The 20,198-nt window shown below is 61.1% G+C and carries 15 protein-coding genes; 4 read left to right on the plus strand and 11 right to left on the minus strand.

Annotated elements, in window-relative coordinates; genetic code table 11:
- Positions 1–72: 72 nt before the first annotated feature.
- The 3 genes from CAG47_RS06460 to CAG47_RS06470 are packed head-to-tail and all read left to right on the plus strand — an operon-like array spanning position 73 to position 3,341.
- Entirely contained in the window at positions 73–2,277 is a 2,205-nt protein-coding gene (locus tag CAG47_RS06460) for an FUSC family protein (RefSeq protein WP_085724082.1), read from the plus strand.
- Positions 2,267–2,467, plus strand: a complete 201-nt coding sequence (locus CAG47_RS06465) for a DUF1656 domain-containing protein (protein WP_015096751.1) — start codon at positions 2,267–2,269, stop codon at positions 2,465–2,467. Before CAG47_RS06460 ends, CAG47_RS06465 begins: the two co-directional genes overlap by 11 nt.
- A gap of 10 nt (positions 2,468–2,477) precedes the next feature.
- Positions 2,478–3,341 (plus strand): HlyD family secretion protein, encoded by an 864-nt coding sequence (locus CAG47_RS06470; RefSeq protein ID WP_085724083.1) that lies wholly within the window; start codon positions 2,478–2,480, stop codon positions 3,339–3,341.
- A 108-nt stretch (positions 3,342–3,449) separates the two neighbouring features.
- Here the strand turns inward: CAG47_RS06470 and CAG47_RS06475 are convergent, their stop codons facing one another.
- Positions 3,450–4,274 (minus strand): SDR family oxidoreductase, encoded by an 825-nt coding sequence (locus CAG47_RS06475; RefSeq protein WP_085724084.1) that lies wholly within the window; start codon positions 4,272–4,274, stop codon positions 3,450–3,452.
- A 32-nt stretch (positions 4,275–4,306) separates the two neighbouring features.
- On the minus strand, positions 4,307–4,771 hold the full coding sequence (locus CAG47_RS06480; protein ID WP_085724085.1) for a multidrug transporter: 465 nt from the start codon (positions 4,769–4,771) through the stop codon (positions 4,307–4,309).
- A 252-nt stretch (positions 4,772–5,023) separates the two neighbouring features.
- On the opposite strand from CAG47_RS06480, the gene CAG47_RS06485 reads away from it, so the two are divergent.
- Entirely contained in the window at positions 5,024–7,642 is a 2,619-nt protein-coding gene (locus CAG47_RS06485; RefSeq protein WP_143515810.1) for an RHS repeat domain-containing protein, read from the plus strand.
- A gap of 74 nt (positions 7,643–7,716) precedes the next feature.
- On the opposite strand, the gene CAG47_RS06490 is transcribed toward CAG47_RS06485, so the two are convergent.
- The 9 genes from CAG47_RS06490 to algK form a co-directional block, all read right to left on the minus strand.
- Complete coding sequence (locus CAG47_RS06490) at positions 7,717–9,168, minus strand: mannose-1-phosphate guanylyltransferase/mannose-6-phosphate isomerase (protein WP_085724087.1); 1,452 nt, start codon at positions 9,166–9,168, stop codon at positions 7,717–7,719.
- 215 nt (positions 9,169–9,383) lie between these two features.
- On the minus strand, positions 9,384–10,040 hold the full coding sequence (locus CAG47_RS06495; protein WP_085724088.1) for an alginate O-acetyltransferase AlgF: 657 nt from the start codon (positions 10,038–10,040) through the stop codon (positions 9,384–9,386).
- A 14-nt stretch (positions 10,041–10,054) separates the two neighbouring features.
- Positions 10,055–11,230 (minus strand): alginate O-acetyltransferase, encoded by a 1,176-nt coding sequence (locus CAG47_RS06500; protein ID WP_085724089.1) that lies wholly within the window; start codon positions 11,228–11,230, stop codon positions 10,055–10,057.
- 11 nt (positions 11,231–11,241) lie between these two features.
- Positions 11,242–12,807 carry an MBOAT family protein gene (locus CAG47_RS06505; RefSeq protein WP_085724090.1) on the minus strand — a complete coding sequence of 522 codons (1,566 nt, stop codon included), beginning with the start codon at positions 12,805–12,807 and terminating at the stop codon, positions 11,242–11,244.
- A 194-nt stretch (positions 12,808–13,001) separates the two neighbouring features.
- Complete coding sequence (locus CAG47_RS06510; protein ID WP_085724091.1) at positions 13,002–14,123, minus strand: mannuronate-specific alginate lyase; 1,122 nt, start codon at positions 14,121–14,123, stop codon at positions 13,002–13,004.
- A gap of 8 nt (positions 14,124–14,131) precedes the next feature.
- Positions 14,132–15,592 (minus strand): alginate O-acetyltransferase, encoded by a 1,461-nt coding sequence (locus CAG47_RS06515; protein WP_085724092.1) that lies wholly within the window; start codon positions 15,590–15,592, stop codon positions 14,132–14,134.
- A 10-nt stretch (positions 15,593–15,602) separates the two neighbouring features.
- Positions 15,603–17,177: a mannuronan 5-epimerase AlgG gene (gene algG / locus CAG47_RS06520; protein ID WP_085724093.1), complete on the minus strand. Its 1,575-nt coding sequence runs from the start codon at positions 17,175–17,177 to the stop codon at positions 15,603–15,605.
- Positions 17,178–17,203: 26 nt separating this feature from the next.
- On the minus strand, positions 17,204–18,688 hold the full coding sequence (locus CAG47_RS06525; protein ID WP_085724094.1) for an alginate export family protein: 1,485 nt from the start codon (positions 18,686–18,688) through the stop codon (positions 17,204–17,206).
- Positions 18,685–20,184, minus strand: a complete 1,500-nt coding sequence (gene algK / locus CAG47_RS06530) for an alginate biosynthesis TPR repeat lipoprotein AlgK (RefSeq protein WP_085724337.1) — start codon at positions 20,182–20,184, stop codon at positions 18,685–18,687. The genes CAG47_RS06525 and algK overlap by 4 nt, the downstream gene beginning before the upstream one ends.
- Positions 20,185–20,198 lie beyond the last annotated feature (14 nt).

Below are 20,198 nucleotides of genomic sequence, written 5' to 3' on the forward strand. Positions count from 1 at the left end.
AAACTCCCTCTTCGCGAGCAGGCTCGCTCCCACAGGTTCCGGGTTTCACTGGAATTTATTGAGCAGGATTTGATGACCACCTTGCCCGCCCCTTTGCGCTGGCTGTACTCCCTGGAATGGCGCCGGGGTTTCTTCGACTGGGCACGCAGCGACGGCGTGACCTGGGTCTATATCTTCAAGGTGCTGTTCGCCGCGTTCCTGACGCTATGGCTGGCCATGCGCCTGGAGCTGCCGCAACCGCGCACGGCGATGATCACTGTGTTCATCGTCATGCAGCCGCAAAGCGGCCAGGTGTTCGCCAAGAGTTTCTATCGATTTCTCGGCACCCTGGCCGGGTCGGCGGTGATGGTTGCGCTGATCGCCCTGTTTGCGCAGAACACTGAACTGTTCCTCGGTTCGCTGGCGATCTGGGTCGGTATCTGCACGGCCGGCGCCGCCCGCTGCCGCAACTTCCGTGCCTACGGTTTCGTCCTCGCCGGATACACCGCGGCGATGGTCGGCTTGCCCGCGCTGGCCCATCCTGAGGGGGCGTTCATGGCGGCGGTCTGGCGGGTGCTGGAAATCTCCCTGGGCATTCTCTGTTCGACCTTGGTCAGTGCCGCCATCCTGCCGCAATCGGCGAGCGCGGCGATGCGCAATGCCTTGTATCAGCGCTTCGGCGTGTTCGCCCTGTTCGTCACAGACGGCTTGCGCGGTCGCAGCCAGCGCGAGGCGTTCGAGGCCGGCAATGTGCGTTTCATCGCCGAAGCCGTGGGCCTGGAGGGTTTGCGCAGCGTCACTGTTTTTGAGGACCCGCACATGCGGCGGCGCAATGGCCGGCTCAGTCGTCTGAACAGCGAGTTCATGGGCATCACCACGCGCTTCAATGCCTTGCATCAGTTGCTCGAACGCCTGCGCAGCAGCGCGGCGGATCAGGTCGTGGCCGCGATCAAACCGGGTCTGCAGGACCTCGCCGAGTTGCTCGATGGCTTCAGCGGTCGCGCCCTGACCAGTGCCGATGCGGTGCGCCTGGTCTCGGAGCTGAGCACCTACAAGGAAGGCTTGCCGGCGCGGGTACGCAGCCTGCGGGCGACGTTCCAGCAGAGCAACCCGAGCGATGCCGAACAGCTGGATTTCCACACCGCCTACGAGCTGCTCTATCGTTTCGTCGACGACCTGCACGGTTATGCGCAGACCCACGCCTCCCTGGCCGATCACAGTCACGAGCGGGAGCGCTGGGACGAGCCGTTCACCCCGCAGACCAACTGGATGGCCGCGGCAGCGTCGGGCATTCGTGCGTCGTTCATCCTGGTGGTCCTGGGCAGCTACTGGGTGGCCACCGCCTGGCCAAGCGGTGCGACCATGACCCTGATCGCCGCCGCGACCGTGGGCCTGTCCGCCGCTACCCCGAACCCGAAACGCATGGCCTTCCAGATGGCGTGCGGGACATTGCTCGGGGCGCTGATCGGCTTCGTCGAGATGTTTTTCATTTTCCCGTGGATCGACGGCTTCCCATTGCTGTGCGTGATGCTCGCACCGGTGATCGTGCTGGGTTCGTTCCTGACATCGCGACCGCAATATGTCGGTGTCGGCCTGGGTTTGCTGATCTTCTTCAGCACCGGTTCAGTGCCGGACAACCTCACGATCTACAACCCCTACACCTTCATCAACGACTACATCGCCATGGTGATGGGCATGCTGGTGTGCGCAGCGGCCGGTGCGATCATCCTGCCGCCCAACAGCCGCTGGCTGTGGCGCCGGCTGGAGCAGGACCTGCGTGGTCAGGTGGTGTACGCCATCAGCGGCAAACTCAAGGGCCTGGCGTCGAGTTTCGAAAGCCGCACCCGCGATCTGGTACATCAGGCTTATGGCTTCGCGGCAGGCCAGCCGCAAGTGCAGCGGGACTTGCTGCGCTGGATGTTCGTGGTGCTGGAAGTCGGCCACGCGATCATCGAGTTGCGCAAGGAGCAGGCGATTTTGCCGGTGCATCCGGCCTATGCCGAATCCCAGCCATGGCGCCAGTCGATCCGGGTGATGGGGCGTGCGCTGGTACGGCTGTTCCTGCAACCGGGCAGCAGTAATCTCGAGCGCGCACTGATCGCGGTCGATCACGCGATCAGTCGTGTGCAGTCCACCGACGAACCCTTCGCCCCGCACTTCGACACCTCGGCATTGCGCCGGGTGAAAAGCTATCTGCACTTCATCCGCACCTCTCTGCTCGATCCGCAATCACCGCTCGCCGGCTACATCAATGCGAGTGCCTGCGCCAAGCCACAAGGACTTGAACATGCCTCGTGAAATCGCCTTCCACGGCGTGTACATGCCGACCATGACCCTGATGTTTTTCATCGCGGCAGCGCTTGCCTGGGCGCTGGACCGGTTCCTGTCCGGGTTCGACCTGTACCGTTTTTTCTGGCACCCGGCGTTGTTGCGCCTGAGCCTGTTTACCTGTCTGTTCGGCGCCATGGCGCTGACTGTCTACCGTTGAGAACGTCCTGATGAAAAAGTTTTTCAGCCTGCTCGCGACCTTGCTGGTGCTGGCCCTCGCGCTGTGGATCGGTCGATCCTTGTGGGAGCACTACATGAACACGCCATGGACCCGCGACGGCCGCGTGCGCGCCGACATCATCAACGTTGCCGCCGACGTCACTGGCGAAGTGGTGGACGTGCCGGTGCGTGATAACCAACGGGTGAAGAAAGGCGATTTGCTGATGCAGATCGACCCCGAGCACTACCGTCTCGCGGTGAAGCAGGCGCAGAGCCTGGTGGCCTCGCGCAAGGCAACCTGGGAGATGCGCAAGGTCAACGCCCATCGTCGTGCGGACATGGACAACCTGGTGATCTCCCGGGAAAACCGCGACGACGCCAGCAACCTCGCGGACTCGGCCCTGGCCGATTACCAGCAGGCCCAGGCGCAACTGGAAGCCGCCGAACTCAACCTCAAACGCACTGAAGTCCGTGCGGCAGTGGACGGCTACGTGACCAACCTCAACGTACATCGCGGTGACTACGCGCGCATCGGCGAGGCGAAAATGGCCGTGGTCGACATGAACTCATTCTGGGTGTACGGCTTCTTCGAGGAAACCAAGCTGCCCCGCGTGCGCGTCGGCGACAAGGCCGACATGCAACTGATGAGCGGCGAAGTGCTCAAGGGCCACGTGGAAAGCATCTCGCGCGGCATCTACGACCGCGACAACCCGGAGAGCCGCGAGTTGATCGCCGATGTAAATCCGACTTTCAACTGGGTGCGTTTGGCGCAGCGGGTGCCGGTGCGCATTCACATCGATGAAGTGCCGGAGGGTGTGCTGTTGGCGGCGGGGATTACCTGTACGGTGGTGGTGAAGCAAGGTGATGGGGCATAAGCGATAGACCGAGTCGCTCCCTTCGCGAGCAGGCTCGCTCCCACAAGGTTTTTTGGTGTGGCGGAACCCTGTGGGAGCGAGCCTGCTCGCGAAAGTGTCGACTCGGTCTCAGAGCTGCCCACGCAACCCGAACCGCTTCATCAACCCGGTTTCCAACAAGCCTTTGGGTAGCAACCCGGCCAGCAGCGGCAATGCGCGGCTGCCATTGCCCAGGCGTACCAGTCGCGCAGGTTTGCCCTGCTGCACAGCCTTGAGCAACCCGGCGGCAAACTCACTGGCCGGGGTCGGCTTGTCCTGGGACGCCCTGGCCCGTGCGCGTATGCCTTCACGCAGCGGAAACCACGGCGATTGCTCGCTGATCAGTTGCTCGGCTTCGTGGCCGGCATTCCTGGCAAAGCTGGAAGCGATGGCCCCCGGCTGTACTTCCATGACCCGCACACCGAACGGCGCCAGCTCCATGCGCAAGGCATCGCTCAAGGCGTGCACGGCGGCTTTCGAGGCGCAATAGGCACCGGCGAATGGCGTGACCAGAACACCGGACACACTACCGATATTCACCACCAGCCCCTTGGCCCGGCGCAGCACCGGGAACAGGGCGCGAGTGACGCCGACGATGGCGAACACATTGGTTTCGAACTGGCGTTGCATGGCCGGTACACCGCCGTCGAGCAACGGCCCCATGGCGCCATAACCCGCGTTGTTGATCAGCACGTCGAGGCCACCAGTCTGCTGGTTGATTCGCTCGCCCAAGGCTTCCAGCGCGGCGGCATCGTTGACATCCAGTTGCACGGCCGTGAAGCCCGCGGCGGAGAGTATCGCGACATCTTCGACCTTGCGGGCACTGGCCCAGACTTCATAACCGGCGACCTTGAACGCATCGGCAAGGGCGCGGCCGATGCCGCTGGAACAACCGGTAATCAACACAACGGGCATGGCGCATTCCTTGTGCAAAAAATGGGGAGGGATCAGTCGGAAAAACTACCCTGCAATCGCTCGGCGCGAAACTCCAGGGTTTCCGGGCGGTAGCCGGGGCGCAATGGCGGCAGCGGCAAGCAATCTTCCCAATTGCCACCGGCCTGCAATTCGCCGGGGCCGCGATAACGCGGGGCGGTGTATTGGTTGTCGGCCAGGTTCACCGTGTCCCCTGGCGCATACGCAGCGACCCGCCAGCGCAGTTCCGTCAGCGGCACGTCATTGCCGTTGTTCATGGTCAGTTTCAACGGACGGTCGGCTGGGCAGTGTTGCGGCGCATAGCTGATGCGCAACTCCAGGCGTTGCAGCTGCTTGAGTTCGCGGTGGTCCATCCAGACGACCCAGGTGGCAACCAGACCCAGCCCCACGGCGGCGGCCATGGAAACCGGCAAGGCCTTGGCCGGATAGCGCAGCAACAGGACCAGCCAGGTGATGACCAGCAGGACGCCGATGAACATGACGTAAATCTCGGGAGTAGAGAGGCTCATCCTACCTAAGCGCAGGTGGGGTTGGCGATGGGCGGGGTATGGCGATGTTGCGCAAGACCATCTGTCGGCACTGTAATTTCTGACAGTAGCCGGGCATTTGATCGACAGGCTTAGATTGGGGAGAGTCATTCCGGAGCGGTTACAGTGCCAGCAACCCTTTCAGTCCACCGTCTCACCCCGAGCCTGACGGCAAGTGACCCTCGTGGATTACCCGTACGCGCCGTGGGTTACTGGCGTGACAACGATGGTGAGCCCCCTCAGGCACGGGTCAACCGCACGGCTCATGATTGGGCGGGGCGTGCGATTGCACAGTGGGATCCACGGCTGTTTCTGGACGCTTCGGCACCGGCCAATCTGCAAAATGTTTACTCGTTGTCTGGTCTGCTTCTGAGCAGTCTGAGTGTAGATGCGGGTGTACGGATGACATTGTTCGCAGAGGCAGGGCAGACACTGCACAACTGGGACAGCCGCAGGAGTCAGCGCCTGACTGAATATGATGATCAGCTGCGACCATTGGCTGTTTTTGAACAGGCGCATGGGAGCCGGTTGATCTGTGCGGAGCGTTTCGATTATGCAAGCGCCCACGCCGCTTTTGCGGAGCGAAATCAATGCGGGAAAATGATCCGTCACGATGATCCGGCAGGAACGCGTACATTCAATGGGTATGCGATCACGGGGCAATCACTCGAACAGGAGCAATACTTCCTGCAGACGCTGGATCCGCCGGACTGGCCTTTGCCTGTCAATGAGCGGGATCTGCTGCTGGAGCCAGGGGCAGGCGCTCGCAGTACGTTTCTTTTCAATCCTCTGGGGGATCGGTTGCGGCAGACAGATGCCCGAGGCAACTGCCAGTACTTCAATCAAACCATCGATGGACAGTTGCGTGATGCGGCATTGCGGCTCAAGAACGCTTCGGCCCCCCGGACACTGGTCAGCACCATCAGCTACAACGCGCAACGGCAGATAGACCGACAAACCTCGGGCAATGGGGTGATCAGCCTGCTGGACTACAGCACGCAGGACGGTCGACTGATCCGTTTGAAGAGCCATCGCAGCAACGGCGAGCCTCTGCAGGACTTGAACTATCAATATGATCCGGTGGGTAACATCCTGAGCATCGAGGACAAGGCACTGCCGGTCCGCCACTTTGCCAACCAGCGTATCGACCCGATCAATCGCTACGCCCATGACAGCCTTTATCAACTGATCGGTGCCTCCGGGTACGAAGCCGGGGCCATGAACCTGGGGCCGTCACGGATCGAAGATCCACTCGCTGTGGCCAACTATCGCCAGACCTATCGTTACGACGCTGGAGGCAACCTGGTGGAGTTGATCCATCATGGTTCGCAGCACCATGGCCGAACCCTGACGGCGTCCAGATACAGTAATCGTTGCCTGCCGGAACTGGACGGACGTCCGCCTGATGAATCGGATATTGCTGCCGGATTTGATGCCAACGGCAATCTACTGGCTTTGGAAAAAGGGCGAGTACTGAATTGGAATTTGCGTAATCAACTCAGTGAAGTCCGTCCTGTCGAACGCAATTCGAACCTGGATGATAGTGAGCGCTATATCTATGGCGGCGGTGGGCTTCGGCAGCGCAAGATGACATCACGTCAAACCAACGCCCGGTCGATTTTCAAGGAAACCCGGTATTTCACTGGACTGGAAATTCGTAGCAACAGTGCCACGGGGGAGGTGCTACAGGTCATCTCTGTCGAGGCCGGGCGCACCCAGGTGCAAGTGCTTCACTGGGAGTCACCCCGGTCACGTGACGAACTCAATGATCAGTATCGCTTCAACCTGACGGATCACCTCGGTTCCTGCACATTGGAGATCGACAGCAAGGCCAGGATCATCAGCCGGGAAAGCTATCATCCGTTTGGCAGTTCGGCGTTCCATGAAGGGGGGGACTCCAGCGAAGCCAGTTATCGCACTTCTGGCTACTCAGGCAAAGAACGGGATGCAACGGGGCTCTATTACTACGGACTCAGGTATTACATCCCGTGGCAGCAGCGTTGGACAACGGTTGACCCGGCGGGCATCGCTGACGGGCTCAACCTTTATTGCATGGTCGCGAACCGCCCCCTGGTTTTCCGTGACGCTGATGGTCAAGTCCGAGATTTGCCAGAGGGTGTAGTGGTCAACGATGGTCAAGTCGGAGCTTTGCCAGAGCGTGTAGCGGAGGAGGGGGAGCTCGATTTTAATCAGAACGTTGTTGGTGCTGATCGAGCCAACCTGAATTTAACCCCTCAAATGCCACACGCGGTGACGTCAACGGTGAATACAGCTGCGGCCAAAGCCCCTCGGTGGACTGTTTTGCGATATCTGGAGACGCACAAGGACCGTCAGCGAACATTGGTAGTCGGATGTGGCGCTACCCCGCAAAACGTGACCAGCATGGGTGGTGTTACAGGGGGAGCCTGTTCTTTGGGAAGTTCCCACGAGCATGACTTTACGGTGGATATCGATGCGGGAGCGAACGCGGATCTTACGGCTGACCTGGTCACTTACAGAGGCACCGATCTTGGTCGGCATGGGCTGCTGCAATTTGACGTGGTCAGTTTTGAATATCTTTTCAGAGGAACGCGTAATCCGTTTAAAGATGAGCACATTCAGGCCTGGATCCAAGCAGCGGATGCATTGTTGCGGCCAGGAGCCGAGGCGTTTTTCTTCAATGGTCATGCTCCGTACAGGGAGGTTGCGGCACAAGAATTGAAGCGGCTGGGTTATTCAGTGAGGGAAGAAGGCAGCAAACCCGGAAGCCGTCACGGACATGTGTTCGTAGCAGGCAAGAAGCCAGGTGGGTCTCTTTTAAGCAGAATCGGCAAATTGTTTTGATTGAAAAAAGCCCCGTTCAACCGCCTGCGGATAGGGAGCGCAGTCAGCTGGACGAGGGCTTTTAGTGCGACTCCTTACTGCGCGATCGTCTTCACCGATACCCCACGCTCAACCGGCGTAGACCGCCCATAGATATCCTCGAACCGTTCGATATCGTCCTCTCCCAGATAACTCCCCGACTGCACCTCGATGATCTCCAGCGGGATCTTCCCCGGGTTACGCAGGCGATGCACCGAAGCGATCGGAATGTAGGTCGACTGGTTCTCGGTCAGCAGGAACACGTTCTCGTCACAGGTCACTTCCGCCGTGCCGCTGACCACGATCCAGTGTTCGGCGCGGTGGTGGTGCATTTGCAGCGACAGGCAGGCGCCCGGCTTGACCGAGATGTGCTTGACCTGGAAGCGCCCGCCCATGTCCACCGAGTCGTAGGAGCCCCACGGACGGTAGACCTCGCAGTGGTTCTGGGTTTCTGTGCGGCCCTGTTCGTTGAGGGTGTTGACCAGTTGTTTCACGCCTTGGACCTTGTCTTTGTGGGCGATCATCATGGCGTCCTTGGTTTCGACCACGACGATGTTTTCCAGGCCGATCACCGACACCAGTTTGCCGTTGCCGTGGATCATGCAGTTACGGCTGTCCTGGACCACGACATCGCCTTTGGTGACGTTGCCGTTGGCGTCTTTTGCATTGACTTCCCACAGCGACGACCAGCAGCCGACATCGCTCCAGCCGGCGGTCAGCGGCACGACGCAGGCGCGTTGGGTTTTTTCCATCACCGAGTAGTCGATGGAGTTGTCCGGGCAGCAGGCGAAAGTCGCTTCGTCGAAGGTGATGGTGTCGGCATCCTGGTGGCTGCGTTCCAGGGTCAGCAGGCAGGTGTCGTAGATGTCCGGATCATGTTTTTTCAGCTCTTCCAGGAAGCGGCTGGCGCGGAACAGGAACATGCCGCTGTTCCAGAAGTAGCCTCCGGACTGGACGAACTCGGTGGCGCGCTTCACGTCGGGTTTTTCGACGAAGTGCGAGACACGGCTGACGCCTTCGGGCAGCAGCGAGTCGTTGGTCGACTTGATGTAGCCGTAGCCGGTTTCCGGTTTGGTGGCCGGCACGCCGAACAGCACCATTTCGCCGTTTTCGGCGGCGACCGTGGCCAGGGCCAGGGCGCGTTGCAGGGCTTTCTGGTCTTCCAGTACGTGGTCGGCCGGCAGTACCAGCATCAGCTCGTCACGACCTTCGTTGACCAGCATCATCGCGGTCAGGGCCACGGCCGGCGCAGTGTTGCGGCCGAACGGTTCCATCAGGATGCGCTGGGATTCCAGCTTGCGACTGGCCAATTGCTCGTTGACGATGAAGCGGTGGTCCTTGTTGCAGACCACGATCGGTGTGTCCATGCCTTCGAACACCAGGCGTTCCAGGGTTTGCTGGAACAGCGTGTGCTCGCCGGTCAGGGCCAGGAACTGCTTGGGGAATTGCTTGCGGGAAAGCGGCCAAAGACGTGAGCCACTACCACCTGACAAGATTACTGGAATCATGTTGTTACTCCTTGAATATCGATTGGTTAGAGCCACGAAAGTTCTGTCGTTTCACTCTTGTTTTTGTTTCGTGTCCGGATTGACGCTGCGGTCTCCTGTAGGAGCGAGCCTGCTCGCGATGACGGTGTGTCAGTCGACATCAATATGGGATGTCAGTCCGCTATCGCGAGCGTGCTCGCTCCTACAGGGGGATCGGTGTCAGTCCGGAAAATTTGTCAGCGCGTCGACACCGGGCGCTTCACCCACACCGGCGACAGGCTGCTGCCGCTGCCGGTGACGTACAGCACCGCGGCTTCACCGCGCTCCAGGGCGACGGGTTTCACGTCGCCGACTTTGGTGGCGCCGTCGTACAAGGCCAGGCTGACCTTCACCGGGTTGATTTCACGTTCGCCACGGCCTTTGGGCGCCACGTTCGGCACCACGTCGGTCTTGCCGTCGGCGGTCTTCAGGGTCAGCGCCTTGTCGCTCAGGTTCTGCATGCGAACCAGGGACTTCTGCTTGTTCTTGAACGGCGGCTCCTCGATCAGTTGCGGTGCACCGCTGGCGTTGTTGACCAGGGTGTAATAGTGGTCGCCGGCCAGTTTCACCGGCAGGCTCTGGCTGCCGACCTTGGCGCTGTAGTCGCCGCCCGGCATGAAGCTGAAGTCACTGCTCGACAGTGGCGCGACATCGCTCAGGTTGGTGCTGCCGACGGTGGCGCTGACTTCGGCGTTGCTGGCGTTGTAGATGCGCACGAAGGTCGAGCCTTTCGGTGCGGTCGGGCCGTACAGGGCGGCGTCGCCAGCGGCGAAGGCCTGTACCGACAGCACGCTGAGGCCGGCAACCAGGGCGAAGCGTTTAGCGAGACGACGAGGAGTTGTAGTGAAAGTCATGGTGTACCTCTCTTTCAGTTTTGCGCCCGGTCGGGCGTCTCGGATTTGTTGTTGATGGCTACGTTTTGTTGGCGCGCGCCGGCTTGTTTAAGCTCTGCGACCCACTGCGGGTCGGCGTCGCCGATTTCGTTGTTCACGGGCAGATATCGTTCAGGGAACTCCCAGATCAGCACCTGTGGCGGGCTGTTCTTGAAGGCATCGCTTTTCAGGTAGCTGAGCATCGGCAGAATCGGGCCGTGGCCGTCTTCGGCGTAATTGACCACATCGCTGTTCAGCGCTTGCTTGAGCGCGCCCACAAAGTTCCAGTTGGGGTTGGCGCTGTAGCTGGTGCCGATCAGGGCCACCGGTACTTCGGTGTTGGCGAACAGGGCATCGTCGCCGGCCGGCTGGTCATCCGCTGCCACGGTGTTGCGCTTGTGCAGTGGCTCTGTGGCCGGCATCAGGTTTTCGAACAGCGGGTCGAGCGGCAGGAACAGCCGCAGGTCGCCCTTGTGGGTGATGGTCTGCGCAGGTTCAGTGACGAAGCGCTGCGGTTCGCCGCTCAGCGGGTACTTGTCGGCAATGGTTTTGGCCAGACGGTTGGCGGCGATTTCGGCGCCTTCCGGGGTCCAGTGGGTGTCGGTGCGCAGGAACACTTGCTGGCCATTCTGCTTGGCCTGTTGCAGCGGGCCGAGCAGGTCTGGGGCCGGAATGCGGTCCGCGGCCAGGCGCTGGTGGAAGTCCTTGTAGAGGTTGGCGTGGATGCTCGCCGGTTTCACCTCGCCGAGGTGTTCCGGGTACAGGCGCACCTTGGCCGGCACCACCGCCATGACCAGTTGCACGCCTTTGTCTTTCAGGATCTGGCGCACGCCCTCGACCAGCGCGTAGTTGCCTTGCAGGTTCAGCTCTTCGTTGACCACCGGGTGGAACTCTTCATCGCTGTACAACCACTGGTCACGACCGAGCACCACGCCCGGACGACCTTCGTTGAACAGTTTGAAATCCAGCGCGGCCCAGAGGTTGGTGCCCAGGCGCTTGATCGGGAATTCGTCGTCGTAGTGGGTTTCCACGGCCTTGGTCCAGCGACCGTTGAGCACCGTCGCATCGGCGTTGGTGCTGAAGCCGAAGAAGCTGCGCAGCGACCACAGACCCAGCACCAGCAGGGTCACCAGGAACAGCGCGATGTAGAAGATGCGTAATGAGCGGGTCATGGTCAGATCCCTCAGAACTGGAAGTAAAGGAACGGCGAGAAACTTTGCGCCGAGAGTTTGAGAATCGAGGCGATGAACAGCAGCAGCACCAGCGCACGCATCACGTAGCGCGACCAGTCGGCAGTCCAGTAGGCCGGTTGCACCTGGGCTTCGACGCCGACGGTGTAGCCAGGCTGATGGATATTCGCCGGGTTATCCCCAGGCACGGCCTTGATCGTTCCCGGTGTCGCAGCGGCCGGGCCATCGGCGTCGACGTTCACCGCAGGCCTGGTCTTGGCCGGAGGCTGATTGCTGTAGAAATCGCGCAGGCCGAAGAACGCCAGGGTCACGTAGGCCACGATCAGCGTTGCCACTTGCAGGCCGGTCAGGCTGGCCTGGTTGAGTTCCGACAGCGACCAGTCACTGAAGCTGAACATCGCTCCGTACATGCGTCCGGCGACGTGCAGGTTTTCCGCGCGGAAGATCACCCAGCCCATCACCACCAGCAGGAAGGTCATCACCCAGCGGATCGGATTGAAACTGCGTGGCGAGGTGTTCAGGCCGATGGCTTTTTCAATCGCCAGCCAGGTGCCATGCCAGGCGCCCCAGACGATGTAGGTGATGTTCGCGCCGTGCCACAGACCACCGAGCAGCATGGTCAGGAACAGGTTGCGATAGGTCATCAGCGTGCCTTTGCGGTTACCGCCGAGGGTGATGTACAGGTAGTCGCGCAGCCAGGTCGACAGGCTGATGTGCCAGCGCCGCCAGAACTCGGTGATCGATTGGCTGACGTAAGGCTGCTTGAAGTTTTCCATGAAGCGGAAACCCATCATCAGGCCCAGGCCGATGGCCATGTCGCTGTATCCGGAGAAGTCGAAATACAGTTGCGCGGTGTAGGCCAGCGCGCCCAGCCAGGCATCGCCCGTGGTGGGGTTTTGCAGGGCGAAGCAGTGGTCGGCCACCACCGCCAGGGTGTCGGCGATGAAGACTTTCTTGATGAAACCCTGCATGAACCGCGTGCAGCCCTCGGAGAACTTGTCGAGGGTGTGGGTGCGGTTGTTGAACTGGTCGGCCAGGTCGCGGAAACGCAACACGGGGCCGGCGATCAGGTGCGGGAAGATCGCCACGAACGCCGCGAAGTCGATCAGGTTGCGGGTCGCCGGGGTGTCGCCACGGTAGACGTCGATGATGTAGCTGATGGACTCGAAGATGTAGAACGAGATCCCGATCGGCAGCAGCACGTGGGTCAGGATGAACGGCGAAAGACCCACCGACGTCATCATCGCGTTGATGCTGTCGACGCCGAAGTTGGCGTACTTGAAGTAACCGAGGATGCACAGGTCCACGGCCACGCCGAGCAGCAGCCAGCGCTGCGCCGGTTTGCTCTTGACCCCGGCGGCACCGACTTTCAGGCCGATCCAGTAGTTCCACAGCGTGACGCCGGCGAACAGCGCGAGGAAGTCCACACGCCACCAGGCGTAGAACACGTAGCTGGCGATCAGCAGCAGCAAATTGCGATAGCGTTGCCCGCTCAGGTAGTACAAGCCGAGAAAGATCGGCAAGAACAGAAACAGGAACACGTTGGATGAGAAAACCATCCCGATCTCTCCTTGTTTAACCAACAGTCAAGGGCCCACGGCCCCCCCAAACCCCCCAGGAAAATCTGGAGGGCAAACGTCACTTCACTGTGGGAGCGAGCCTGCTCGCGAATGCGGTCTGACATTCACCAAGGGTGTGGACTGGCACACCGCTTTCGCGAGCAGGCTCGCTCCCACAGGGAATCTGTGTTTGCTTAAGACCCCTTGCCCTTTTCATTGGCCGGGTCGTAGACCCTGGTCAGGTCGCCGCCCAGGCGGAAGGTCTTGAACGGCTGCATCTTGTGCTTCTTCGCCAGCACCTCGGGCGAGCAGGTGTAGAGCGAGCAGAACGGTTCGAGCCAGGCGAATTTCATGTCCTCCTTCAGGTCGGTCATGTCCTGTTCCTTGCCGTTCTTCTGCTCGAACTCATCCGGGTCTTTCACCCCTGACAGCACCCGGTCACCCAGGCGTTTGAGTGCGCCATTGTTTTCCTGGCGCAGGTCCACGCCGTTGACCTGGGCGAAACTGGCGATCATTGCCAGCGGCGGCAGGGCGTAGTTGTGGTAGGCCAGTGCCCGTTGCTGGCGCTTGAGTTCGTTGGGCAGGTAGCCGTCGGCATCGACCTGGCTGGCGCCGACCTTGAACTCCTTCACCGCCCAGTCGAACAGGTCGCGGCGGTCGGTGGCGATGGACGTTGCCATCACCGACCAGGCGGCCCAGTACGAGTGGTTGTTGGTCTGGTCCAGCGGCAGGTTGTCCCAGTCGCTGACCACCTGGTCGGCCATCTTGCTGAACCAGGCCTCGATCAACTGGGCTTGCTGTTGATGGGTAGCCAGCGGGTGGGAATCGGAAAACTTCAGGCGGATGTACGCCGAAGCCATGCTGCCCAGCGCCCATTTGCGCATCGACTTGCCGGTGTGGTTGAAGTCCTTGGACATCAGCGCATCGGCCTGGGCCCAGGCGGTCAGCCAGCTCAGTGTGCATTCCAGCTGCTCGGGACGACCGTCACGCATGAACTGCATCACACGCTTGCTGGTACCGCGCTCGATTTTGGTGATGTCGGCGGTGCTCTCGCGGAAAGCTTTTTCCGACTCCACGTTCAGGGTCGCGCGGGCCTTGTCCGAACCTTCGTACTTGCTGCGAAATTGCAACGAGCCGGTGTACGGCGTCGGCATCGCATCGCAGCCTTCGCTCTTGTCGCCGGTCTTGAATTTATCCACAGGCGCAAAATAGCCCTGGGGTGGACGCAGTGGCGCCGCCGCTTGCGTGGCCCCGGTGAACATCGCCAGGCTCAAGAGCGTGGGAGCCAACAGTGCGGAAAATCTCGGATAGTGCATGGCAGACCTCATTGCCCGACCGAAGCAGTACGCTGCTCGGCGCCCGGGAACACGTTGCGTTTGCAGATTTTCGCTTCGACTGTCTGAGGTGCGGCACCGGCTTCGGGGCCCTGGACTTCAACGGCCAGCAGGTTCTGCGAGGCCCAGTCTTCATCCGTGCGCAACTCGAAAGCGAAACGCCCATCAGTCTCGGAGGTTTCCGGTTTTTCGATCTTGATGTCCTCGTGGCGGCCGTTCATGTACCAGAGGGTGGCTTGCAGGGTTTTCACCGAGGTGTCGGCGAAGCGGATGTCGACCTGGTGGCTGCTGTTGCGCAGGTCGAGGTTTTTGCTGTTGACCATCAACTCGTTTTTGCCCGGCTTGAGCGTGGCGCTGCCGGACATCTGCGCATCCTTGCCTTCGCAACCGTTGTCCAGCAGGGCCATCATCTGGCGGTAGATGGTTTCCTGGTCGAGGCGGTACAGCGGCGAGAATTCCCAGATGAGAATCTTCGGCGGGTTCTTCTGGAACTCGTCGCTGCCCAGGTACTGCAGCATCGAACCTTCCAGGCCGCCGCCGGGGAACGCCACGTTGAGGATGTCGGCGCCGATGGCTTCTTCGAGGAAACCGGCGAAGTTGTAGTTCTTGCCGCTGTGGGAGGTACCCACGAGGGTGATTTGCGGGTTGCCGGAGTCGCCGAACAGGTCGCCGTCAGCCGCTTCGCCCTTGGGCTCGGTGGTGAATTGATCCATGTACTGGATCGCGTAGCTGGTGCCACAGAGTTGACCGGCCATGTTGTGCAAGGTGCCGGTCTTGCCCATGCGACCCGACTTGTGGGTCTCGAACTCGCGCTTGGGAATGTCGGCAAACTCAGGCAACTGCTTGACCTTCTCGGCGACGATTTTCGCCGTGCGCTGGGCGCCGTACGGGGTCCAGTGCTGGTCGCCACGGAAGTAGAAGTCGTGGGCGGGCAGGGTGTCGGGCAACGACTCGTCGGTCAGTGGCGACAGGTCCGGGACCACGTAGCCCATCTGGGCGAAACGACCGAGCATGGATTTGTAGTTTCTCAGTGCCTTGTCGAAGTCGTAGCTGGCTTTCTCCGCCGGATTGAGCTTGTTGCGATTCACCAGGCCACGGGTTGGCTGGTACACGACAACCAGTTCCACGCCTTTGCTCTTGAACGCATCGTGCAGTTGTTTCATGCGTTTGTAGCCGGCGGGCGTGGTGTCGAATTCGGTGCGCAAGTCTTCCTGGGTGCGGAACAGCCAGTCACCCTGGGCCTGCACCAGTGTGGTGAAGTTCTGCTGATAGCGGGTGGTGTAGTTCTTCGCGTCGTGGGCAGCCGGGCACAGGCTGCAGCACGGTTCGGCAGTGAATTTCGGTGCCTGTGCTTCAGCGGTGCCGGCATCGGCGCGCGCGCCACCGCTGGCCGCGAGGATGCCGGCGGTCAGGGCCGACAGGCTGAGTAATTTGATCAAGTGTGGGTGCATAAGATTATCCTCAGTCCCGCATTTCGGTCTGGCGTTCGACAGGGTCGATCAGCACGGCTTTCTGCTGGCGCACCAGCAGGTCGAGAATTTCATCCTGACGTTCGCCAAGGATGCCGGTGAAGCTGATACCGCTGGATTTGGTCGGTGCGAGCATCGACACGCGATACAGCTCCACACTCAGCGGCGAGTCGATGGACAGCGGTCCGCTGCCGTTGGCCGCCAGTTCACCGCCGACCACGATCAGTGACACTTGGGCGTCGAACGGGTCGAGCTTGATGTCGCGGTCGGTGTTGCTCAGATCCTTGATGTGGCCGTACACACCAGTGAGGCCGTTGGCCATGGCGACGTTTTCGTACAGGCGAATGTTCACGCTGTTACGGATGCGGATGCCGTGGCGCTTGTTGCTCAGCACACGGTTGCCCCACAACAGGTTGTCGGCACTCTCGTAGAGGGTGATGCCGTCGGTGTGGTTCTGGTAGATCTCGTTGTGGGCGATCAGGTTGTTCACGCTGTTACGGTCGATCACCAGCCCCGAGAGGTGGTTGTCGTAGCTGCGGTTGTTGAAGATGAAGCTGTCGTTGACCTCACGGGAAATAATGATCCCGTGCTTCTTTTTGGTCCCGTACACCGTGTTGTCGGCAATGATCAGACCGTGGGAGCGGTCGTGCGGGTCGATGCCGTAGACGATGTTGTCTTTGTAGGTGTTGCCCTTGACCACGAAGTCGCGGGTTTCATAGCAGTAGAAGCCGTACCACATGTCCGAGAACTCGGAACCGACGATCCAGCCTGTGGGTTCAGGGCGCTTGAGCACCTTGGCCATGTTCGGCGTGTACTGGGAAATACTCACGCCATAGGACTTACTGTTGGCGTAGCCGAAACTGGCGATCTTGCTGTTGGCGATGTAGGTCTCGGTGCCGCCCCAGGACAGCAGGAACGGACGGAATTCCTTTGGCGAATTGAACGTCGCCGGGCCGTTGTCCTTCTCGCGCCAGCCGGTGATTCTGGTGTCACGCACGAACAACTGGCCGTCGTTGACCAGGAACGCGCCGCCCTCCTGGGACAGGCGCAGTTCCTGGGTCTGCTTGTCGATTTCGAGGATGCCGTGACGACCGACCACGATCGGCAACCGGGAGAGGAACACACCCGGCGAGGTTTCGCTGAAGTACTGCTTGGGAACCTTTTTCGCCAGGTCCTTGAGGTTCATGTAGCCGTCGTCGACGAAGATCGCCTGGGGGATACCGTGCTGGCGCACCACCCATTCGGCCATCTTGTTGTCGCCACCGATGAAGTCCTTCAGGGCGTCTTCCTGCATCATCCGGCGCAGGCTGATCTTGCCCGGCTTGCTGCGCACGACTTTTGCCGCGATGGCTTCGGCGGTGTAGCCGGAAACGTCCGGCAGTTTCGGCGTGGCCAGTTCCAGCGGCGCGCTCGGTGCGCTGCTGACGGTGTAGGTCTTGGCCTGTTGCAGTTCCTTGGCCACAGTCACAGGCTTCGCCGGCTCCACATTGGCGAAGCCAGTCGTGCTGGCCAGCAGCATCGCGCCGGCCAACAGGCTGATCGAGCCTTTTCGGGCTGGATGATTCATCTGGGAGACTCCCTTCGCAATGTGCATCAGAAGCGCCAGATCACGTCGATGAACGCGCGGTGCATGTACGAATCGACTTCCTTGCCGTAGGCATCGCCCGGCTTGAATACACCACCACGGAAACGCACCAGGGCCGAAGGCTCATCGATCGCCTGACTCATCGACGCGGGCAACAAGCCTTGCTTGAAGTACTTGGTGACCACCAGGTCCATTTCCTGACCGAGGTCTTTCTCGCCATCGTTCAGCGGCAGCGAAGTGCTGGAGAGAATCGTGCCGGTGGCGTCGTCGGTGTTGTTCTGGACGGCGTTGATGCCGTTGCTGCCGACCGGCTTGTTGCCGTCGACGCGCCAGAACTTGTGGTAGATCAGGCTGGCGTCGTATTCGTCGTTGAGCATCCACGATCCGAACAGGGTGGCGGTCTGCATGTTGTTCATTTCGCCGCGGAAGGCTTCGCCGAAACGGTGTACTCGCGAGCGGGTGCCGGTGTAGTTCGAACGGTTGCTTTCCAGGCCGTTCTGTTCGTACTCGGCGCTGGCGCGGGCATAGGCGGCACCGACCTGCCATTGTGGATCGAGGCGCAAACGCACGCCGACATCGGTGGCCCAGCCGTTGAGGTTTTCACCGCGCTTGGCTTGAGCCGGCGCCGTGCCGTCGGCGTTCAGCGGGTTGACCTTGTCGACGTCGCCGCTCATGCCGGTGATGCTGCCCCAGTAGTTGAGCGTGTTGGTGTTGCGCCAGTTGTAGGCGTCGCTGTCGGCGGTCAGGCCGAGCCAACTGATGTCACCGTTCTGTTTCTTGTCCAGCGAGTCGGTCGGTACGCCCGGTTCCGGGAAGTCGAGCTTGCCGTTGTCGTGGGTGTGATGACCGCGAATGCCGACCCAGTTGCCCGGGGTCCACTGGTACGCGGCATCGGCATAGGCGTGCAGGCGATCCTTGTCTTGCGGCGACAGTTCCTTGAGGTCGGTACGGTACTCGCTGAAGCGTTCGGCGATACCGACGTTGGCGCGCAGCAGGGTGGTGTCGAAGGTCCAGTTCAGGGCTTCGATGTTGGTGTCGCGCCATTGGCCGTCGTCGTTGCGCAGGCGTTGGCGGCCGAGCTTCAGGATCTCGCCGGGGTAAGGCGTGAAGCCGCTGTAACCGACCCAGAACTCACGCATGGCCAGGTAGTTTTTCTTGGTCTGGCGATCATTGTTGTCGGTGTTTTCGGCGCCATCGGATTGTTGCAGGGTGTCGGTCTCGATGATGTCGGTGGACGTCACCGCCTGACCCATGGCGTAGGCGCTCCATGCGCCGCTTTCACCGTAGACCCACGGACGCAGGTCAAGACCGACGCCGTTGACGTCACCACCAGGGGCGGTGCCGAGGTCGCGGTCGTCTTCGGATTGGCCGGTGATTTTCACGTCCAGGCCAAAGTTCTTGGTTTCTTCAGTCATCGCAGCAAGCGTCGGGCAAGACCAGATCAGCGCGAATGTCAGGCCGATGCCGGCCTTCATGAATGGATTCAACTTCATTTGGATTCCTCGCTGGCTTCTTCTTGCAGGGCGTTCAGCTCCGGCGTGTTCGGGCTCAGGGCGCCGCGCACGGCCTGTTCTTGTTTCAACAGGCGTTGGGCCTCGGCCAGCCGGTCGGGCGGCAGTTGCGTTTGGATTGTTTGTGCAAGCTCGGTGGCTTGCGGGGTGTTCTGGGCCAGGGCCAATTGGCTGAAGACGTAGGCATTCAGCGGGTCAGGCTTGGTCCCCTTGCCTTGGGAAAACAGTTGGGCGATGGCGAAGTCGGCGCTGTTCTGGCCGTTGCGCGCAGCGGTCAACAGATGGTCGAGGGCCTTCTGCGGATAGACCTTGCCCAGGTAGCCACGGCGATAGATCTGGCCCAGGTAGTAATCGGCAGCGACTTCGCGGCCCACGGCTTTCTGGAAATGCTCCTCGGCGACCTTGGCGTCGGCGGGCACCAGTTTGCCTTCGAAGTAGAGCTTGCCCAGCAACAGTTCGGCGCGCGGCTGGTCGGCGGCGCGACCGTTGTCCAGGTACTTCATCATCTGGTCGACGTCGCCCAGTTCGGGGAAGTCGTAGAGCAATTGCGCAAGGCTGACCCACGACGCCGGGTAGCCCGGTGCGATCGGCTCGAGCAGCGACTGCGCGGTTTTCTCGTCGGTCTGGCCCAGGGTCGAATCGGCGAGCACACGAGCGACGCTGTCGACGCGTTGCGCCGATACGCTGCCGCGAGCGTGAGCCGCTTGCATCTGCTTGATCAGCTCGGCCTGTTGTTCGGGCCTGGCCTGTTTCTGATAGACCGTGGCCAGTTCGACGTAGCAGATGTCGCTGGTGTTGAGCGCGGCCTTGCAGATTTTTTCCACGTCATCCAGGTGCTGGTCATAGGTGCCCTGGGTGCGGTAGAGCAGCACTTGCGCCAGGCCCGCTTCCGGCTTGCCTTCGGTGCGCCATTGGCTGATCTGCTGCTGCGCGTTCACGTTGGGGAAGCTGTGCGGGTATTGCAGGTACAGCATCGCCAGCGGGATCAGGGTGTTGCCTTCGCCTGCCGCAGCGGCTTTTTTCAACAGGGTTTCGGCTTCGTGCTGCTCGGCTTCGGTGGAGCCGGGCTTGGCCACCAGCAAGCGACCGAGACGCGCCTGGGCACGCGGCGAAACGCTGGCCGCGGCGCGGTAAGTCGCCTCGGCCTGCTTCATCTGCGCCGGGTCGCGGCTGTCGACCTGGATATCGGCCAGACCGACCTGGGCTTCGCTGTAGCCAAGGTCTGCCAGTTGCCGGTAATTCTGCGCGGCGGTGGCGGTATCGCCACGCTTGAGCGCTTCGTTGGCCAGGCGCTGGTCGGGCAGGCCGGCGCAACCGGCCAGGCTCACCGCCAATGCCACGGCACACAGAGACCCCCTGTAGGAGCGAGCATGCTCGCGATGCAGGCGACTCGGTTCTTCAGACAAACCGCGCTGATCCCATCGCGAGCAGGCTCGCTCCCACAGGGTCGGTGGCGTGTTGAGGGTTGGAGTAGTCACAGGCATGTCCTCGA

Origin of the sequence: Pseudomonas sp. R37(2017), from assembly GCF_002113375.1 — a bacterium.
Classification (GTDB): Bacteria; Pseudomonadota; Gammaproteobacteria; order Pseudomonadales; family Pseudomonadaceae; genus Aquipseudomonas.

What these genes read in the sequence shown, in the direction of transcription:
- CAG47_RS06480 (WP_085724085.1), bottom strand. Translation starts at nt 4,771, where the DNA reads ATGTTCATCGGCGTCCTGCTGGTCATCACCTGGCTGGTCCTGTTGCTG.
- CAG47_RS06510 (WP_085724091.1), bottom strand. Translation starts at nt 14,123, where the DNA reads ATGCACTATCCGAGATTTTCCGCACTGTTGGCTCCCACGCTCTTGAGC.
- CAG47_RS06475 (WP_085724084.1), bottom strand. Translation starts at nt 4,274, where the DNA reads ATGCCCGTTGTGTTGATTACCGGTTGTTCCAGCGGCATCGGCCGCGCC.
- CAG47_RS06490 (WP_085724087.1), bottom strand. Translation starts at nt 9,168, where the DNA reads ATGATTCCAGTAATCTTGTCAGGTGGTAGTGGCTCACGTCTTTGGCCG.
- CAG47_RS06525 (WP_085724094.1), bottom strand. Translation starts at nt 18,688, where the DNA reads ATGAAGTTGAATCCATTCATGAAGGCCGGCATCGGCCTGACATTCGCG.
- CAG47_RS06460 (WP_085724082.1), top strand. Translation starts at nt 73, where the DNA reads ATGACCACCTTGCCCGCCCCTTTGCGCTGGCTGTACTCCCTGGAATGG.
- CAG47_RS06515 (WP_085724092.1), bottom strand. Translation starts at nt 15,592, where the DNA reads ATGCACCCACACTTGATCAAATTACTCAGCCTGTCGGCCCTGACCGCC.
- CAG47_RS06500 (WP_085724089.1), bottom strand. Translation starts at nt 11,230, where the DNA reads ATGACCCGCTCATTACGCATCTTCTACATCGCGCTGTTCCTGGTGACC.
- CAG47_RS06505 (WP_085724090.1), bottom strand. Translation starts at nt 12,807, where the DNA reads ATGGTTTTCTCATCCAACGTGTTCCTGTTTCTGTTCTTGCCGATCTTT.
- CAG47_RS06470 (WP_085724083.1), top strand. Translation starts at nt 2,478, where the DNA reads ATGAAAAAGTTTTTCAGCCTGCTCGCGACCTTGCTGGTGCTGGCCCTC.
- CAG47_RS06495 (WP_085724088.1), bottom strand. Translation starts at nt 10,040, where the DNA reads ATGACTTTCACTACAACTCCTCGTCGTCTCGCTAAACGCTTCGCCCTG.
- CAG47_RS06465 (WP_015096751.1), top strand. Translation starts at nt 2,267, where the DNA reads ATGCCTCGTGAAATCGCCTTCCACGGCGTGTACATGCCGACCATGACC.
- algG (WP_085724093.1), bottom strand. Translation starts at nt 17,177, where the DNA reads ATGAATCATCCAGCCCGAAAAGGCTCGATCAGCCTGTTGGCCGGCGCG.